The organism is Microbacterium sp. MYb64 (genome assembly GCF_002979495.1).
Lineage (GTDB): Bacteria > Actinomycetota > Actinomycetes > Actinomycetales > Microbacteriaceae > Microbacterium > Microbacterium azadirachtae_A.
This window is the reverse complement of the sequence record NZ_PCOW01000001.1, coordinates 271,037-288,161: the sequence shown is the minus strand read 5'-3', so window position 1 is coordinate 288,161 and position 17,125 is coordinate 271,037. Positions and strand designations below refer to the sequence as shown.

Below are 17,125 nucleotides of genomic sequence, written 5' to 3'. Positions count from 1 at the left end.
CTGCGCTGCTGGAGCGCATTCTCGTCGCGGAGATGGAGTCTCGCGGTCAGATCGGCGGTGTCGGGCGGGGTCAGTAGCCGACGGTGAAGCGCTCGCGGCTGTGCTTGCCGTTCTCGATCTCGTCCACGACGGCGAGTGCGAAGTCGGCGCCGGAGATGGTCGAGTTGCCGTCGGCGTCGCGCACAACCACGTCGCCGCCGTCGCGGTAGGAGCCGGTGCGCTCGCCCTCGGCCCAGGGTCCGAAGACCTCGGCGGGGTGCACGAAGAACCAGTCCAGCGACGCGTCGGCGTTCTGCAGCAGCGCGAGGGAGTCGACGCCGACCTGCGCCTCGTGCCTGTACTCGTCGGGGAAGTCGAGGTCGATCAGGCGCGGGCCGCCGGGCGCCGAGAGGCTGCCGCCGGCGCCGCCGACGACGCTCACGCGCGTCCCCGTGCCGCTGAGCTTGTCGACCAGCGCGGACAGGGCGGGGATGACGGCCTGCTCCATGTCGCCGCGCGGGGACAGCGCCGACACCACGACGTCGGCGTTCTCGAACACGTCGCCGAGGGTGTCGAGGTCGGTCACCGAGCCCTGCACGTTCGTGACGCCGTCGACGGGAGCGGACGGCTCGGAGCGCGAGATCGAGACGACTTCGTGCCCGCGCGACGCGGCTTCCTGGACGATGTGACGACCGGCGTAGCCGGTTCCTCCGATGACGACGATGCGAGCCATGCGCGTTCCTTCCGTTCCCGTCCCGGTTGTTTCTGCACCGGGTTCGGGAGATGCAAGGATCCGCGGCCGCGCGCTATTCCGGGTCGCGCGGATCCTGCACGGATGTGCACGTGCGGTCAACGCGATGCGCTGTCGGTCATGCGTCCCGCGGCGCGCACCCTGGGCCGCGGCCGCGCGGCGTGCCCGAGCCCCGCACGGCGCACCCACGGCGCCGTGCGGGCTCGCGGAGGTCAGCCCTTCGCGGCGCGGACGGTCGAGACCTGGTACAGCGCGACCGAGGCGGCGATGCCGGCGTTGAGCGACTCGGTGGCCGCCGAGATCGGGATCGAGACGATCTGGTCGCAGGTCTCCGTGACGAGGCGCGAGAGGCCCTTGCCCTCGGATCCGACCACGATCACGACGGGTCGATCCGCGAGCTCGATCGCCGGCAGCGAGACGTCGCCGCCGCCGTCGAGGCCCAGCACGAACACGCCCTGCTTCTTGAACTCCTTGAGCATGGACGTGAGGTTCGCGGCGAGCGCGACGGGGATGCGGGCCGCGGCTCCGGCGCTGGTCTTCCACGCGGCGGAGTTCACGCTCGCCGAGCGGCGCTGCGGCAGGATCACGCCGTGTCCGCCGAACGCGGCCGTCGAGCGGATGATCGCGCCGAGGTTGCGGGGGTCGGTGATCCCGTCCAGCGCCACGAACAGCGGCGTCTGGCCGCGGTCGATGATCTCCTCGAGCAGGTCCTGCGGGTGCGCGTACTCGTACGGCGGGACCTTGAGCGCGACGCCCTGGTGCACGCCGTCGAAGCCCGCCATGCGGTCCAGCTCCTGACGGGTGACCTCGAGCACGGGGATCTCGCGGTGCCGGGCGATCGCGAGCATCTCCTTGACGCGGTCGTCCATCTCCACGCGCTGCGCGATGTACATCGTGGTCGCGGGGATCTTGGTGCGCAGCGCCTCGAGCACCGAGTTGCGCCCGGTGACGGTCTCGGTGTCGTTCGAGGCCGACGACGAGGACACGCGGCGGTTCGGGTTGGATCCGCCCTGCGGCTTCTGGCCTGCGCCCGATCGTGCGCCGGGGCGACCCTTGCCGCCCGCGGCGGCGTAGCGCTCCTGCGCCGCCTTGCGCTTGCCGGCGACGTGCCAGGCGCGGTCTTCGGCCTTCGGGGTGTTGCCGCGGCCCTCGAGAGCCTTGCGGCCGTTGCCGCCGCTGCCCTTGGTGGCGCCCTTCTTCTTGCTGTTGCCCGCTCCGGGCCTGCTCGGCTTAGCCATCGATACTCCAATGAGTTCCGTCTGGAGTGTCCTCCAGGGTGATGCCCGCCGCACCGATCGCATCGCGGATGCGGTCGGCGGCGGGCCAGTCCTTGTCCGCACGGGCCTGCGCGCGCTGGGCGATCATCGCCTGCACGAGCGCGTCCAGCGCGGTGGTGGTCTTCGTGTCGGATCCGGACGCCCGCCATTCGGGCGAGAACGGATCGATGCCGAGCGCGCCGGTCATCGCCCGCACGGCGCTCAGCGAAGCACGAACCTCGTCGGCGTCGCCGCGGTCCAGCGCTGCGTTGCCCGCGCGCACGGTCTCGTGCAGCACGGCGAGCGCCTGCGGCACGCCGAGATCATCGTCCATCGCGGACGCGAACGAGGCAGGAAGCGATCCCGTCGCCATCCCGCCGTCTCCGCCGACGATCCGCTGCGCCCGCTCCAGGAAGGTGCGGATCCGCCCCAGCGCCGCCTCGGCCTCGCTCCACGACGAGTCGGAGAGATCGAGGCTCGAGCGGTAGTGCGCCGCGGCCAGCGCGTAGCGCACGACGAGCGGATCGTGCTGCCCGAGCACATCGGCGGCGAGGGTGAAGTTGCCGAGCGACTTCGACATCTTCTGCCCGTCGACGGTCACGAGGCCGTTGTGCACCCAGTACCGGGCGAACGCGTCGCCCGCCGCGGTCGACTGCGCCAGCTCGTTCTCGTGGTGCGGGAAGCGGAGGTCGAGACCGCCGCCGTGGATGTCGAACTCGTCGCCGAGGTAGCGCCGCGCCATGGCGGAGCACTCGATGTGCCAGCCGGGACGCCCGGCGCCCCAGGGGGACGCCCAGGTCGCATCGGCCGGCTCGCCGGGCTTCGTGCCCTTCCAGAGGGCGAAGTCCTGCGGGTTGCGCTTGCCGCGAGGCCCTTCGACGGGCTCAGGGACCGGTTCCTGGACCTCCATCGCGTCGACGGACTGATGCGTGAGCTCGCCGTAGGCGGACCAGCTGCGCACGTCGAAGTAGACGTCGCCCGATCCGTCGGCGGCCGGGTAGGCGTGACCGCGCTCGATGAGGCGCTCGATGAGCTCCTGCATCTGCGGGATCGAGGCCGTCGCCCGCGGCTCGTACGTGGGCGGCTGGATCCCGACGGCCGCGTACGCCGCCGAGAACTCCTGCTCCATCCGGTAGGCCAGGCCCCACCACGGCTCGGCGTCGGTCGCGTTCGCGAGCACCTTGTCGTCGATGTCGGTGACGTTGCGGACGAACGTGACGCGTCCGTAGCGCAGCTGCAGCCAGCGCCGCAGCAGGTCGAAGCTCAGCGCCGCGCGCACGTGCCCGATGTGCGGGCCGGACTGCACCGTGGGTCCGCACACGTACATCGTCACGTTCGAGGGATCGAGCGGAACGAAGTCGCGCAGTTCCTGCGCGCGCGTGTCATGGAGGCGGATCGTCACCGCACAAGCCTACCGGGGCGCCCCTGCGAGACCGCGGCGGGTTTCCGGGGCGATCGCGCGAGCGGCTCGCGCGATCACCCCGGGGCTCCGTCCGCGATCAGGGACGCAGCAGGATCTTGCCCTCGCGCCCGGCGCGGAGGTTGTCCTCCGAGGCCTCCGCGACCCGGTCGAACGGGAGCACGGCGGAGACCGGGAGGGTGAGCACGCCCTCGCGGATGCGCTGCAGCAGCTCGCCGAAGAGCGCGCCGCGCTGGTCCGCGGGCATCGCCGCGGCGACCTTCGAGCCCCAGAAGCCGCGCACGGTCAGTTGCTTGAAGATCACGTCGCCCGAGGAGATCCGCATGGTCGGCGACGCCATCGCGCCGAACACGACGAGCAGACCGCCCTCGCCCAGCATCGCGGCGACCTGACCGCTCGCTTCGCCGCCGACGGAGTCGATGCCGGCGCGGATCGCCGCGCCGGCGGTGAGCGCGCGCACCCGGTCCTGCCAGTCCTCCGCGTCCGTCGCGACGACGTTCTGCACTCCCTGCGCCTCGAGCTCGACGATCCCCTCCGCGCGGCGGACCAGGCTGACCACGTGCACGCCGCGGGCGGCGCCCAGCTGGGCGACCATGCGCCCGACGGCGCCGTTGGCCGCATTCTGGATCATCCAGTCGCCTGCCGCGAGGCCCAGCGAGTCCAGCACGCTGATCGCGCTGAACGGCATGGATCCGAGCTGCGCGGCCTGCTCGTCCGGGATGTCGTCCGGCACCGGGATGACCCCTGCGGCGGGGGCCAGCACGAATTCCGCCCAGGCGCCGAAGGCGCCGCCGACGGTGACCCTGCGACCGAGAAGCGCGGCGTCGACGCCCTCGCCGACCGCGTCGACGACCCCGACCGCCTCCGTGCCGGAGCGGGCCGGCAGCTCGGGCTTGTAGCCGTAGAGGCCGCGCACGGTCAGCAGGTCGTGGTTGTGCACGGTGGCCAGCAGCACCCGCAGTCGCACCTGCCCCGGCCCGGGCTCGGGTGACGGCACGTCCTGCACGGACAGGACTTCGGCGGGATCCCCGAAGGAGGAGTGGACGAGTGCGCGCATGACGATGACCTCTCTGCGACGTCTGCTGAATGCGGCGGGTGGCCGCGGCATCCAGCGTAAGCACGTGCGCACCGGATCGGATCCGAATCCGGAGGATCCCTACGGTTATGGATTCAGCTCTGGGCGATCGGATGCACGAGAGCCACAGCCGTGACCGCGATGCCTTCGCCGCGCCCCGGGAAGCCGAGCCCGTCCGTGGTCGTGGCGGAGACCGCGACGGGCACCCCGCCGAGCGCCGCCGACAGGGCCTGCTCCGCCTCGGCGCGACGCGCGCTGAACCGCGGCCGATTGCCCTGGAACTGCACGGAGACGTTGCCGATCGCAAAACCCGCCTCGGCGAGGATCTCGGCGGTGCGGGCGAGGAACACATCGCCGTGCGCGCCCGCATATTCGGGGTGCGCCGTGCCGAAGTGCTGCCCGATGTCGCCGAGCCCTGCCGCACCCAGCAGTGCATCCACGATCGCGTGGGCGACCGCATCGCCGTCCGAGTGCCCTTCGAGTGCGGGCTCGCCCGGCCAGTCCAGGCCGGCGAGGCGCAGGGTGCCCTCCGAGGCGAAGGCGTGCACATCGGTGCCGATGCCGATCCGAGGGACCACGGGCCCCGAGACCGGGTGCTGTGCCGAGGACGAGAGGATCATGCGGGCGCGCTCCAGGTCGTGCGGGGTGGTGATCTTGAAGGCCTCCTCGGATCCGAGGACGTGACGCACCGCTCCCCCGGCGGCCGCGAAGAGCGCCGCATCGTCGGTGTACTCGACGCCCTCGTCCGCGGCCCGCGCGTACGCGGCCACGAGCTCCGCCCGAGGGAAGCCCTGCGGCGTCTGCGCCGCGGCGAGCTCTGCACGGTCGACCGGGGCGACCGCGTCCTCGCCATGCACGCGCTTGAGCGTGTCGACGACCGGCAGCGCGGGGATCACGCCGACGCCGGGACGGACAGCCGTCGCCACCGCGCCGAACTGCGCGGGCGGGGTGAGCGCGCGGGCGGCGTCGTGCACGAGCACCGCGTCGATGCCGTCGGCGAGTACGGCGAGCCCCGCGGCCACCGAGTGCTGCCGGGTGTCGCCGCCGGGGACGATCCGAACGGGCCGGCCGCCCGCCATCGCCGAGACCTCGGCCTCGCGCCCTGCGGGCACGACGAGGATCACCTGGGACGGCGCCGCGGCGAGGACGCCGTCGAGCGCGTGCTCCAGGATCGTGCGGGCGCCGAGCGGCACGAACGCCTTGGGCGCGCCCGCCGCGAGCCGGGTGCCGGAGCCGGCGGCCACGATGATCACGGCGGCGCGTGCGAGCGGCGAAGGGAGGTCGTTCACGCTCTCACGTTAGCGCCGGATCCTCCGCTCCCCCGCGTCCGGATCCATTCGCAAGAAAACCTTGCGTGAACGAATACTTGATCTGATACAGTACTTGACATGAACGATGACGCCTTCTCCGCGGACCTTCTGCGCGGGCACACCGACACGATCGTGCTCGGCATGCTCCGCGGCGGCGACCGCTACGGCTTCGAGATCTACAAGACCATCCGGGACGCCACTGGAGGGGACCACGAGATCAAGGAGGCCACCCTGTACGCGACCTACCGCCGTCTGGAGAAGGACGGGCTGGTCGAGTCCTACTGGGGCGACGAGACGCAGGGCGGCCGTCGCAAGTACTACCGGATCACCGACGCGGGCCGCGCGGTGTACCGACGCAACGTCGCGGCCTGGGTCGCCACCCGCCGCGTGATCGACACGCTTCTGGACGCGAAGGACTGAGCACATGAACACCGACATCCACCGCCTCCTGGACGAGGCCTTCGCCGGGATCGAGATGACTCCGGCCGCACAGGACCTGAAGGAGGAGATCCGCGCGAACCTCGCAGCACAGGTCGACGAGCGGGTCGCCGCAGGCGCCTCGCCCGCCGAAGCCGCGCAGAGCGCGATCGCCGAGCTCGGCGACGTGCGCGCGCTGCTCGAGGACGAGCCTTCCGCGGGCGCATCCGAGGCGCCGGGCTGGGAGGCGCTCACCGCCCGCAACAGGGTGCGGCCGAAGCCAGGGTTCGTGGTGCGCACCGTGCTGCTGAGCCTCATCGCGGCGGCCGCCCTCGTCGGGATCCTCCTCGTGGTGCTGCTCGTGCAGCCTGCCGCACCGCTCGCCGTCGCCGGGCTCGGCGCCATCGTCGCGGTCGCGCTCGGCATCGTCACGGCGGACGCGCTGCTGCAGGAGACCACGACGAACCACCCGCTGCCGGCTTCCCGGGCGGTCGGCTTCGGCCTGTCCACCGGCGGCACCCTGCTCGCGCTCGGCCTCGGCGGCGGCTTCGCGCTGGCCCTCGACCAGCTCTGGCTCGTGATCCTCGCGGCCGTGCTCCTGGTCGGATCCATCGCGCTGTTCTCCTACCTCGGGGCGACGCAGACCAATCGGCACAAGGCCTGGACCCGCGGCGCCATGAGGCAGATGCCGCCGAACCGCTTCGAGACGGACCCGGAGTCCGCCGCCCGCTTCGGGATCTACACGGCGGTGATCTGGTTCCTCACCCTCGCCGCGATCGTCGTGCTCGTCTTCACCGTCGGCTGGTGGTGGGCGCCCGTCGCCTTCATCGGAGGCCTCGCCGCCATGATGCTGCTCCTGGCACGCATGCTCTTCGCACCGCGCAGCGGCGACCGCCGCTGACCGGTCCGGCGGATCCGGTCCCCTCACTGCGGTGAGACCGGATCCGCCCTCCCCACAACACAGAGAAACCCTCAGCACGGAAGGGATGTTCGTCATGCCCGCACACCAGCGCATCGACGGCGACGCGATCGTCGCCGAAGACCTCGTCAAGGAGTACCGCGGCCGCGGTCGCCGCCCCGCCGTCCGCGCCCTGGACGGCCTGAGCTTCGCGGTTCCGGCCGGACGCGTCTTCGGACTGCTCGGCCCGAACGGCGCGGGCAAATCCACCACCACCAAGATCCTCACCACCCTGTCGCGGGCGACCGCCGGCCGCGCCCGCGTGGCCGGCCACGACGTGACCGACACCCCCGGCGACGTGCGTGCGGCGATCGGCTACGTCTCGCAGGGGACCGGAACGGATCCGAATCTCACGGCGACGGAGAACCTCGAGATCGCCGGACGCATGCGCGGCCTGGGCGGCTCCGACGCCAGGGCGCGCACCGCGCGACTGCTGACCGAGTTCGGACTCGACGACGCGACCCGCCGGCCCGTGCGCACGTTCTCGGGCGGGATGCGGCGGCGCCTCGACGTCGCTGCGGCCCTCGTGCACCGCCCGCAGGTGCTCTTCCTCGACGAGCCCACCACGGGCCTCGACCCCGAGGCCCGTGCGGCCATGTGGGCCGAGATCCGGCGCCTGTCCGGCGAGGAGGCCCTCACCGTGGTGCTCACCACGCACTACATGGAAGAGGCGGACCGGCTCGCCGACGAGCTGCTGCTGGTGAACCGCGGGCGCGCCGTCGCCCAGGGCACACCGGACGAGCTCAAGGCCGCGCTGCACGGCGACGCGGTCCGCGTGACGCTCATCGAACCGGATCCGGTCGCCGTCCGCGCCGCGGTCTCACGCGTCCCCGGGCTGCGCGACGTGCTCGTGGAAGCAGCCGGTGTGGACGGCCTGCTCGTCGCCCGCACCGACGACGCCGCCTCCGCGGTCGGCGCGGTCATCGCCGCCCTCGACGGCGCCGGGATCCGCTACGGCCAGGTCGCGGCATCCCACCCCACCCTCGACGACGTGTACCTGCACTTCGTCGGCCACACCTTCGGCGACGCTCCCGCGTCCGCCCTCACGGAAGAAGTCGCCGCATGAGCGCGATCACCCTCTCCCCCGCCTTCGTCGGCGCCCCTGCGCGGCCCGACTGGTTCACGCAGACAGGTCAGGTGCTGCGCCGCTGGTCGATCGTCTCGATCCGTCAGGCTTGGGGCCCCGTCATGAGCCTCATCCAGCCGGTCATCTGGATCCTGCTGTTCGGGCAGGTGTTCCGGACGCTGGGCGCCCTGCCGCAGTTCGGCGGACACGGCTACATCGACTACCTGGTTCCAGGGATCCTGATGATGACGGTGCTGTACTCGGGCGCATGGGCCGGCACCGGCTACATCGACGACATCGACTCCGGAGTCATGGACCAGTACCTGACCTCGCCGCTGCGGCGCTCGTCGATCATCGCGGGCCAGCTCCTGCAGCAGCTCGTGATCAACGTCCTGCAGTCGCTCGTGGTCCTCGGCATCGGCTGGCTCGGCGGCGCCCGCTACCCCGGCGGCATCGGCGGCATGCTCGTCGCGCTGGGCGTCGCGACGCTGCTCGCGACGATCTTCTGCTGCGCCTCCACGGCGGTCGCGCTCATCTCGCGCAGTCAGATCGCGCTCATCAGCCTGTCGCAGCTGATCGTGCTGCCTGCGACGTTCCTGTCGACGACGATGATGCCCGCGACGGCCATGCCGGAATGGGTGCAGAACGTGTCCCGGTGGAACCCGATGACCTGGGCGGTCGAACTCGGTCGCGGCGGCCTCACCGGCTCGTATCCGGCCCAGGGCTGGTGGCAGGCCGGCGGCCTCGTCCTGCTGGCCGTGCTCGCGTTCACCTGGGCGCTGAGCGCGATCCGCAGCTACCAGCGTTCGATCTGACGCCCGCCGGTCCTGCCGCGGGCGCGAAGAAGGGGTGGATGCCATCGCATCCACCCCTTCTCACGCAGAACTCAGGAGGCGAGGACCTCGTCGAGCAGCGCACCGGCCTTCTCCTCGTCGGTCTTCTCCGCGAGCGCGAGCTCGGAGGTGAGGATCTGACGGGCCTTGGCAAGCATGCGCTTCTCACCCGCGGACAGCCCGCGGTCCTGGTCACGGCGCCACAGGTCGCGGACGACCTCGCTGACCTTGATCACATCGCCCGAGGCGAGTTTCTCGAGGTTCGCCTTGTAGCGGCGCGACCAGTTGGTCGGCTCCTCGGTGAACGGGGCGCGCAGCACCTCGAACACCCGATCCAGCCCCTCTTGTCCGATCACGTCGCGAACGCCGACCAGGTCGACGTTCTCCGCAGGCACCTCGATGATGAGGTCTCCCTGCGTGACGTTCAGCTTCAGGTACTTCTTGGTCTCCCCCTTGATCACACGGTCCTTGACCTCGATGATCGTCGCGGCGCCGTGGTGCGGATAGACCACGGTCTCACCAACCTCAAAAAGCATAAAGTCGTGTCCTTTCGGCAACCTCCAGGATACCACAGCGGGAATGCGCTAAGGTTCGCGCCCCCGCACCGGCCGACCGTCCCGCGCGCGAGCGGGGCGAGCCGTGCGGCGCGAGCGCGTGCCCCTAGAATGGTGCTGGATCATCACGTGAATTTTCTGGAGGACCCGTGAAATCGCGCCTTGCTGCGTCCATCGCCCTCAGCGCCCTCGTCATCGTCGGCGCCACCGGGTGCGCCGGGATCACTCCGCAGGCGACCACCATCGAGTACTCCGCCTCCGACGGCGCGAACGTGCCGAAGAGCGGCCCGATCGAGGTCCGCAACGCCTTCGTCGTCGCGGATGAGGCCGGCACGCTCGGCAACCTCGTCGCCGGCCTGGTCAACACCACCTCGGACGCCCAGACGATCCACATCTCGATCGGCGACGGCCCGAGCCAGAGCGTGCGCATCGCGGGCCAGAAGTCGGTCAGCCTCGGAGGCGACGACGCGAAGCCGATGACCTTCGAGAACCTCGAGACCAAGGCCGGGGAGACCATCGACGTCTACTTCCAGTCCGGCGACGCCGAGGGGATCAAGTACGCGATCCCCGTGCTCGACGGCACCCTCCCGTACTACGCGCAGCTGGTGCCGACCGCGCAGCCGAGCCCGACCACGAAGCCGGTCGCGCCGGCGGTCGAGCCGACCCCGACGGCCAGCGAGACCCCGGTCGGCTGAGCCCTTCCCGTTCCCCGCAGAGAGCCCCCGCATCCGTGAGGATGCGGGGGCTCTCTCGTGCGTGTCGGCGATCCGCCGCGAGCGGCGGATTCAGCCTTCGAAGCGGTAGCCGAGCCCGCGCACGGTGACGAGCATCACCGGCTCGGACGGGTTCTGCTCGATGCGCGAGCGGATCCGCTTGATGTGCACGTCGAGCGTCTTGGTGTCGCCGAAGTAGTCGCTGCCCCATACCCGGTCGATCAGCTGGCCACGGGTGAGCACCCTGCCGGAGTTGCGCATGAGCACCTCGAGCAGCTCGAACTCCTTCAGGGGCATGTTGATCACCTCGCCGTCGACGGCGACGGTGTGCCGATCGAGATCGACGGTGACGCGACCGCCCTCGAGGATCCGCTCATCGACATCCTCCTCGGCCTGCACGACCCGCCGCAGCACGGCGCGCATACGGGCGAGCAGCTCGCGCGAGGAGTAGGGCTTCGTGATGTAGTCGTCGGCGCCGAGCTCGAGCCCCACGACGATGTCCACCTCGGAGTCCTTCGCGGTGAGCATGATGATCGGCACGGCGGATCCGGTGCGGATCTGCCGGCACACCTCGGTGCCGGGCATCCCCGGCAGCATCAGGTCGAGCAGGACGATGTCGGCCCCGCTCTCGCGGAACAGGGCGAGAGCGGTGGGACCGTCCTCGGCGATCTCGACCTCGTAGCCCTCGCGGCGCAGCAGGTACGCGAGCGGGTCGGCGAGATCGGGTTCGTCTTCGACGAGGAGGATGCGGGTCATACGAGTTCTCCGGTATCGGTGCGGATCGGGTCCGTGGTCGTCGCGGGCGACGCGGCGAGGCGCGCGGCCTTGCGCGCCTGGCGCTTCTTCTTGCTCTTGTCCTTGGGCGGCTTCTTGCGCTTGCCCCCGTCGTCATCGACATCGGGCGCCGCGATCTGCGGCAGGCGCATGGTGAAGGTGGATCCGCGGCCGGGGCGCGACCACAGCCGCACCTCGCCGCCGTGGCGCTGCGTGGCGTGCTTCACGATCGACAGCCCGAGACCGGTGCCTCCGGTGCGCCGCGAGCGGGCTTCGTCGGCGCGGTAGAACCGCTCGAAGATGCGGTCGCGGTCGGCCTCGTCGATGCCGATCCCCTGGTCCGAGACCGAGATCTCGACCACGCCGTCGTCGACGCGCACGCCGACGCCCACGCGCGATCCGCGCGGCGAGTAGACGATCGCGTTGGCGATGAGGTTGCCGACGGCCTCGATGAGGATCTGCACGTCGCCCTGCACCCACGCGCCGCGGTCGCCGCCTCGGGTGAGTTCGACGCCGGCGGAGGCCGCCTGCACCGCATGGCCCTCGACGCTCGTGGCGATGACCTCGTCGATCGCGACAGGGCCGAACGCGCCGAGCCCGTCGGAGGACTGCAGCCGGGAGAGGCTCATGATCCGCCCGGTGAGCTGTCCGAGTCGCCCCGCTTCGGCCTGGATCCTGGTGGCGAACGCGCGCACCTGGGCGGGATCCTCCGCGGCCGACTCGATCGCCTCGGCCAGCAGGCTCACCGCTCCGACCGGGGTCTTCAGCTCGTGACTCGTGTTGGCCACGAAGTCGGTGCGCATCTGCTCGAGACGCTCCTGCTCCGTGACGTCGCGGATGATGAGCAGGCTCAGCCGGGGTCCGATGCGGCTCGCCCGCGCCGCGACCAGGCGCGGATCCAGGTTGCGTCCGCCGCGCGTCAGGCGCAGCGTGCTCGTCTGGGATCCGCCCTCGCGCACGGAGCGCACGAGCTGGCGCAGCTCCGGATTCTCCAGCGTGGCCCCGACACCGATGCCGAAGCGGGCGGCCGCCGTGCTCGCGGCCGTGACGAGACCCGAGGGGTCGACCGCGCAGGCCGCGTCGTCCATGGCCGCCAGCACGTCGGTGAGGCCGTCCGGAAGCTCGCTGGACGCCTGCTGCTCGGCGGCGGTCCGCGCCCGCATCGCGGCCACGATCATCGCGGTGATGCCTGCGCCGATCGCCACTCCCAGCCCGAGGGCGAGGAGGGCGAGCAGAGTGCTGTCCATGGGTCCAGCGTAGAGGTCGTTCACCCCCCGGATCTGCGAGTTCCCGCCTCTCGCACCCCCTGGCGCGCTAGTGTTCACGAGGACGGCACCAATCGTTAACCTTCGCCGAAGAGAATCGCCACGTGCGTGTCACGACCCGTGACGGGCACCGTCCCGTGCCCGCTCTGCGGGCCGCCGTGCGACTCAGACCATCCGGTGCCCCGGGTCACAGAACGAAAGGTGCGCAGCCATGCGCGAAGTCTTCCACCAGTCCCTCGAGGACCTGCAGTCGCAGCTCGTCGAGATCGCCGACCTCGTGGCCGTGTCGATCGAGAAGGCCACCCGCTCGTTCGCGACCAGCGATGTCGCCCTGGCCGAAGAGGTCATCGCCGACGACGCCCGGATCGACGAGCTCGCGGTCGCGCTCGACGAGCAGGCCATCGAGATCCTCGCCCGCCAGCAGCCGGTCGCCCGCGATCTGCGCATCGTCGTCACCGCGCTGCGCGTGAGCGCCTCGCTCGAGCGCATGGGCGACATGTCGGAGCACATCGCCCAGCTCGCGCGGCTGCGCTTCCCCGAGCGAGCCATCCCGAAGGGGCTGAAGGGCACCTTCACCCGCATGGGCGAGCTGGACGTGGAGATCGCGCGCACGCTCGCCTCCCTGCTCCGCACGCAGGACCTGCGCTTCGCGGACACCATCCGCAACGCCGACGACGACGTGGACGAGCTGCACGCGAGCGTCTTCGAGAAGGTGCTCAGCGACAACTGGAAGGGCGAGGCGGGTGCGACGGTCGACGCCACCCTGGCCAGCCGCTACCACGAGCGCTTCGCCGACCACGCGGTCGCCGTCGCGAAGAAGGTCGTCTACCTGGCCACCGGCGACTGGGCCGTCGACGAGGAGGACATCGCCCTCGCCGTCGAGGCGCAGCACGAGGCGGAGTCCGGATCCGGCCACGCCTGATCCCCGGCTTCGAAGATCCGCCCCGCCGTTCCCTTCGGTTCGGGGCGGATCTTCTCGTTTCGGGGCGCACCACGGCCGGGAATTCCGGGAGGGCGCGCCCCGAAACGACGGATCCCGCCCCGAACCGGCTCAGAGAACCGGTCGGGACGGGATCGACGTCTGCGTGGTTACTTCTTGCCCTGGTTCGCCACGGCGGCGGCTCCGGCGGCGGCGGCCTCCGGGTCGAGGTAGCGGCCGGGCCCGGTGGGGACGTTGTTCTCGTCGAGCTCGTAGACCAGCGGGATACCGGTGGGGATGTTCAGCTCGGCGATGTCGTCGTCGCTGATGCCCTCGAGGTGCTTCACGAGTCCGCGCAGCGAGTTGCCGTGAGCCGTCACGAGCACGGTCTTGCCCGCCTCGAGATCGGGCACGATCGCGGAGGACCAGTACGGCAGCAGCCGGTCGATGACGAGCTTGAGAGACTCGGTGCGCGGGACCTCGCCGTCGATGCCCGCGTAGCGCGGGTCGTTCACCTGGCTGTACTCGCTCGCGTCGTCGAGCGGGGGCGGCGGCACGTCGAAGGAGCGACGCCACAGCTGGAACTGCTCGGGACCGAACTCCTCGAGCGTCTGCGCCTTGTCCTTGCCCTGCAGAGCGCCGTAGTGGCGCTCGTTGAGCCGCCAGGAGCGGGTCACGGGGATCCACAGCCGGTCGGCGGCGTCGAGCGCGATGTCCGCGGTCTGGATCGCACGGCTGAGCAGCGAGGTGTGCAGCACATCGGGCAGAATTCCCGACTCGGCCAGCAGCTCTCCGCCGCGGCGGGCCTCGTTCTTGCCCTGCTCGGTCAGGCGGACGTCCACCCAGCCGGTGAACAGGTTCAGTTCGTTCCATTCGCTCTGCCCATGACGGAGCAGGATGAGGGTGCGCGTCATGGTTCCAGCCTACGGCGTGCACCGCGCCGCTCCGAAGCCGGGGGTCCCCGCATGACGGAGATCGCTTAGGCGGCGCATAGCAGGCGCACAGGCCGGGACCCGGTCGCCCCGAGAGGATCCTTCTGTCAGCCACGAGAGGATCCGGACATGAGCACCTTCCCCGACCCGACCCGCACCCCGGATGGCCCCGCGTACGAGGGCCGTCTGCTCGACCGCCCGGACGAGGAGGTCGTGGATCAGGGCGCGCCGTTCGACATCCGCACCCTGATGTCCCGCCGCGTGGTGCTGAGCCTCGTCGGGCTCGGCGCAGGCGGCGCCGTGCTGGCGGCGTGCGCGCCGCTCGCGTCGGGCGCCGCATCGACGGCGTCCTCGACGGCGGTCCCCACGGTCACCAGCACGCCCATCCCTTCCGCGACATCGACCGCGACCACGGCGGTGCCGGCCGCGGAGGTCCCCGACGAGACGGCAGGTCCATACCCCGGCGACGGCTCGAACGGTCCGGATGCCCTCGCCGACTCCGGCATCGTGCGTCAGGACATCCGCTCGTCGATCGGCGGCGGCGCCACCGCACCCGGTGTGCCGCTGACGTTCTCGCTGAACGTCCTCGACATGGCGAACGGGGATGCGCCGTTCGCGGGCGTGGCCGTCTACGCCTGGCACTGCAACGCCGCAGGCGGCTACTCGATGTACTCGTCGGGCATCCAGGACGAGACGTATCTGCGCGGGGCGCAGGTCGCCGACGCGGACGGGCGGGTGTCGTTCACCTCGATCTTCCCCGGCTGCTACTCGGGCCGGTGGCCGCACATCCACTTCGAGGTGTATCCGAACGCGGCCGCCGTGACGGACGCGGCGAACGCGATCGCGACCTCCCAGATCGCCCTGCCGCAGTCCGCCTGCGAGACCGTGTACGCGACCGGGGGCTACGACGGATCGGCGCAGAACCTCGCACAGACCTCGCTCTCGTCCGACAACGTCTTCGGAGACGACGGCGGCGCACTGCAGATCGCCGCGATGACCGGCGATGCCACGAGCGGGTACACGGCCACGCTCACGGTGCGCGTGGACACCAGGACGGCCCCGACCGGCGGATCGATGGGCGGCGCCCCGCGCTGACTCTCCGGGCTACGGCCCCGTCGGCGTCTGCTCTGCCGCCGATGTCAGGTCCTTCCGGTACCAGCGATCGGCGTACGGCTCGGCGTTGAACGCCTCGACCGAGCGGAAGCCGAGGCCCTCGTACATCGCACACGCCTCGACGAGATCGGAGCGGGTGTTCAGCCGCAGCGAGCGCGCGCCGCGGTCGCGAGCCGCTTCCTCGAGCGCGAGGATCAGGCGACGCGCGATCCCCCTCCCCCGCGCCGACGGCAGGGTGAAGACCTTGGTGAGCTCGGCGTCGCCCTCCACGAAACGCGCCCCGGCGCACGCGACCGCCGCTCCGCCGTCCCGGGCCAGGAGCAGGATCCCGGTGTCGCCCTGGAGGTCGTCGTACGGCTCGTCCGCGAGTGCCACGGCGAGTTCGCCGTCCGTGGCGGGCCTGCCGTGGTACCTCGAGACCACCTCGGTCAGGTAGGTGCGCACGATCCCGTCCGCATCCGCCGTCCCGGGGACCCCGATCTCGATCGTCTGCACGGGGACAAGCCTAGGACGACGGCACCGTGCCGGACACCGGGACCGGGCAGGATGGATGCATGGCGTCCTCTCCGCTCGGCCGGCCCACCCGCGGCACGACCGGCACCAACAGGCTGCGGCGCAACGACCGCTGGATCGCCGCGTCGCCCGCCTTCCGCCGCGCGGCGGATCCGCTCGTGATCGATCTCGGCTTCGGGGCGAGCGGGGTGACCGCGTTCGAACTCGCCGCCCGGCTCGTCCGGGTGCGCGCGGACGCCGAGGTGCTCGGGCTCGAGCTGGATCCGGCACGTGTCGCCACCGCACGGGCGCAGCTCGCCGAGCTCCGCGGCGGCGCGGGGCACTTCGCCGCCGACCTGCCGGTGTCCTTCGCACGCGGCGGCTTCGAGGTGCCGCTGCCCGACGGACGACGCCCCGCGATGATCCGCGCCATGAACGTGCTGCGGCAGTACGACGAGGCCGACGTGCCGGACGCGTGGGCGCGGATGGCGTCGCGCCTCGCACCGGGCGGGCTGCTCGTGGAGGGCACGTGCGACGAGATCGGCCGCATCGCGAGCTTCATCGACGTGGATCCCGACGGCGTCGCGCAGCGCTTCACGCTGTCGCTCCGGCTCGCGGATCTGGAGCGGCCGTCGATCGTCGCCGAGCGCCTGCCCAAGGCCCTCATCCACCACAACATCCCTGGTGAGCGGATCCACACCCTGCTCACGGATCTGGACCGGGAGTGGGAGCGCGCCGCTCCCCTGTCCACGTTCGGGGCCACCCAGCGCTTCCTCGCCGCCATCGGAGCCCTCCGCGACGCCGGGCACCCGGTGCTCGGCACGCGCTCCCGCTGGCGCCTCGGCGAGCTGACGGTGCCGTGGAGCGCGGTCGCACCCGCCTGATCGTCCTGCACAGCGAGGCGGAAGAGCCGTCTCTGCACAGATCTCGCACGACACCCCCGTGGGTACAAGTGCCCGTCTATGCTGGCCCTCATCGCGGCGGATGCACAGAATGGAGGCATGTACATGTCCACGGACACTCTCGCGCTGATCGGCAGCGGCCTCGGCGGCCTGCTGACCCTCGGCGTCGCGATGTTCGCGGGCTTCGCCTGGGTGATCCGCCGGATCGACACGGTCGAGCAGAAACTCGACAAGAAGATCGAGACGGTCGAGCAGAAACTCGACGCGAGGATCGACGCAGTCGAGCGGAACCTGTCCGATTTCCGGACGACCGTCGAGCACGAGTTCACCGAGGTCAAGGTCGCGATCGCGCGCATCGAGGGCCCCCGCCCCCGCCTCATCGTCGGGCGTTAGCGC

The 17,125-nt window shown here is 71.2% G+C and carries 19 protein-coding genes; 9 read left to right on the top strand and 10 right to left on the bottom strand.

Annotation, left to right across the window (positions count from 1 at the left end; all coding sequences use genetic code 11):
- Positions 1-70 precede the first annotated feature (70 nt).
- The 5 genes from CQ044_RS01390 to ispD all read right to left on the bottom strand — a co-directional run bounded on the left by CQ044_RS01390 (position 71) and on the right by ispD (position 5,770).
- A complete protein-coding gene (locus CQ044_RS01390; protein ID WP_105686323.1) occupies positions 71-712 on the bottom strand; it encodes an NAD(P)-dependent oxidoreductase in 642 nt (213 codons plus the stop codon).
- 230 nt (positions 713-942) lie between these two features.
- Positions 943-1,968 (bottom strand): 23S rRNA (guanosine(2251)-2'-O)-methyltransferase RlmB, encoded by a 1,026-nt coding sequence (rlmB, locus tag CQ044_RS01385; RefSeq protein ID WP_105686321.1) that lies wholly within the window; start codon positions 1,966-1,968, stop codon positions 943-945.
- The gene (cysS, locus tag CQ044_RS01380; protein WP_105686320.1) at positions 1,961-3,388 is read right to left on the bottom strand and encodes a cysteine--tRNA ligase; all 1,428 of its coding nucleotides are present in this window, start codon (positions 3,386-3,388) and stop codon (positions 1,961-1,963) included. The genes rlmB and cysS overlap by 8 nt, the downstream gene beginning before the upstream one ends.
- Positions 3,389-3,485: 97 nt before the next feature.
- Complete coding sequence (locus CQ044_RS01375) at positions 3,486-4,463, bottom strand: zinc-binding dehydrogenase (RefSeq protein ID WP_105686318.1); 978 nt, start codon at positions 4,461-4,463, stop codon at positions 3,486-3,488.
- Positions 4,464-4,576: 113 nt separating this feature from the next.
- On the bottom strand, positions 4,577-5,770 hold the full coding sequence (gene ispD / locus CQ044_RS01370) for a 2-C-methyl-D-erythritol 4-phosphate cytidylyltransferase (protein WP_105686317.1): 1,194 nt from the start codon (positions 5,768-5,770) through the stop codon (positions 4,577-4,579).
- 99 nt (positions 5,771-5,869) lie between these two features.
- On the opposite strand from ispD, the gene CQ044_RS01365 reads away from it, so the two are divergent.
- From CQ044_RS01365 to CQ044_RS01350, 4 genes are all read left to right on the top strand, one after another.
- Positions 5,870-6,211, top strand: coding sequence for a PadR family transcriptional regulator (locus tag CQ044_RS01365; RefSeq protein ID WP_045273464.1), 342 nt, complete (start codon positions 5,870-5,872; stop codon positions 6,209-6,211).
- Between the two features lie 4 nt (positions 6,212-6,215).
- Positions 6,216-7,109: a permease prefix domain 1-containing protein gene (locus tag CQ044_RS01360; RefSeq protein WP_105686316.1), complete on the top strand. Its 894-nt coding sequence runs from the start codon at positions 6,216-6,218 to the stop codon at positions 7,107-7,109.
- 94 nt (positions 7,110-7,203) lie between these two features.
- The gene (locus CQ044_RS01355) at positions 7,204-8,232 is read left to right on the top strand and encodes an ABC transporter ATP-binding protein (protein WP_105686527.1); all 1,029 of its coding nucleotides are present in this window, start codon (positions 7,204-7,206) and stop codon (positions 8,230-8,232) included.
- Positions 8,229-9,047, top strand: coding sequence for an ABC transporter permease (locus tag CQ044_RS01350; RefSeq protein WP_105686314.1), 819 nt, complete (start codon positions 8,229-8,231; stop codon positions 9,045-9,047). The genes CQ044_RS01355 and CQ044_RS01350 overlap by 4 nt, the downstream gene beginning before the upstream one ends.
- 71 nt (positions 9,048-9,118) lie before the next feature.
- On the opposite strand, the gene CQ044_RS01345 is transcribed toward CQ044_RS01350, so the two are convergent.
- Complete coding sequence (locus CQ044_RS01345; protein WP_045273462.1) at positions 9,119-9,601, bottom strand: CarD family transcriptional regulator; 483 nt, start codon at positions 9,599-9,601, stop codon at positions 9,119-9,121.
- 167 nt (positions 9,602-9,768) lie between these two features.
- Here CQ044_RS01345 and CQ044_RS01340 point away from each other — a divergent pair, with 167 nt between their 5' ends.
- Positions 9,769-10,314: a DNA modification methylase gene (locus tag CQ044_RS01340; RefSeq protein ID WP_105686313.1), complete on the top strand. Its 546-nt coding sequence runs from the start codon at positions 9,769-9,771 to the stop codon at positions 10,312-10,314.
- A 90-nt stretch (positions 10,315-10,404) separates the two neighbouring features.
- Here CQ044_RS01340 and CQ044_RS01335 read toward each other — a convergent pair whose 3' ends face one another.
- Both CQ044_RS01335 and CQ044_RS01330 read right to left on the bottom strand, forming a co-directional pair.
- Entirely contained in the window at positions 10,405-11,088 is a 684-nt protein-coding gene (locus tag CQ044_RS01335) for a response regulator transcription factor (protein WP_045273460.1), read from the bottom strand.
- Positions 11,085-12,353: a cell wall metabolism sensor histidine kinase WalK gene (locus CQ044_RS01330; protein ID WP_105686311.1), complete on the bottom strand. Its 1,269-nt coding sequence runs from the start codon at positions 12,351-12,353 to the stop codon at positions 11,085-11,087. The genes CQ044_RS01335 and CQ044_RS01330 overlap by 4 nt, the downstream gene beginning before the upstream one ends.
- Before the next feature lie 229 nt (positions 12,354-12,582).
- Here CQ044_RS01330 and phoU point away from each other — a divergent pair, with 229 nt between their 5' ends.
- The gene (gene phoU, locus CQ044_RS01325) at positions 12,583-13,293 is read left to right on the top strand and encodes a phosphate signaling complex protein PhoU (protein ID WP_105686310.1); all 711 of its coding nucleotides are present in this window, start codon (positions 12,583-12,585) and stop codon (positions 13,291-13,293) included.
- 167 nt (positions 13,294-13,460) lie between these two features.
- Here phoU and CQ044_RS01320 read toward each other — a convergent pair whose 3' ends face one another.
- Positions 13,461-14,204, bottom strand: a complete 744-nt coding sequence (locus CQ044_RS01320; RefSeq protein WP_045273457.1) for a phosphoglyceromutase — start codon at positions 14,202-14,204, stop codon at positions 13,461-13,463.
- A 147-nt stretch (positions 14,205-14,351) separates the two neighbouring features.
- Here CQ044_RS01320 and CQ044_RS01315 point away from each other — a divergent pair, with 147 nt between their 5' ends.
- Positions 14,352-15,317, top strand: a complete 966-nt coding sequence (locus CQ044_RS01315) for an intradiol ring-cleavage dioxygenase (protein ID WP_105686308.1) — start codon at positions 14,352-14,354, stop codon at positions 15,315-15,317.
- Positions 15,318-15,326: 9 nt separating this feature from the next.
- On the opposite strand, the gene CQ044_RS01310 is transcribed toward CQ044_RS01315, so the two are convergent.
- Complete coding sequence (locus CQ044_RS01310) at positions 15,327-15,830, bottom strand: GNAT family N-acetyltransferase (protein WP_105686307.1); 504 nt, start codon at positions 15,828-15,830, stop codon at positions 15,327-15,329.
- A gap of 59 nt (positions 15,831-15,889) precedes the next feature.
- On the opposite strand from CQ044_RS01310, the gene CQ044_RS01305 reads away from it, so the two are divergent.
- Together CQ044_RS01305 and CQ044_RS01300 are read left to right on the top strand one after the other, a co-directional pair.
- Positions 15,890-16,711, top strand: coding sequence for a class I SAM-dependent methyltransferase (locus tag CQ044_RS01305; RefSeq protein WP_105686305.1), 822 nt, complete (start codon positions 15,890-15,892; stop codon positions 16,709-16,711).
- A 117-nt stretch (positions 16,712-16,828) separates the two neighbouring features.
- Entirely contained in the window at positions 16,829-17,122 is a 294-nt protein-coding gene (locus CQ044_RS01300; RefSeq protein WP_258133094.1) for a hypothetical protein, read from the top strand.
- The last annotated feature ends 3 nt before the right edge of the window (positions 17,123-17,125 follow it).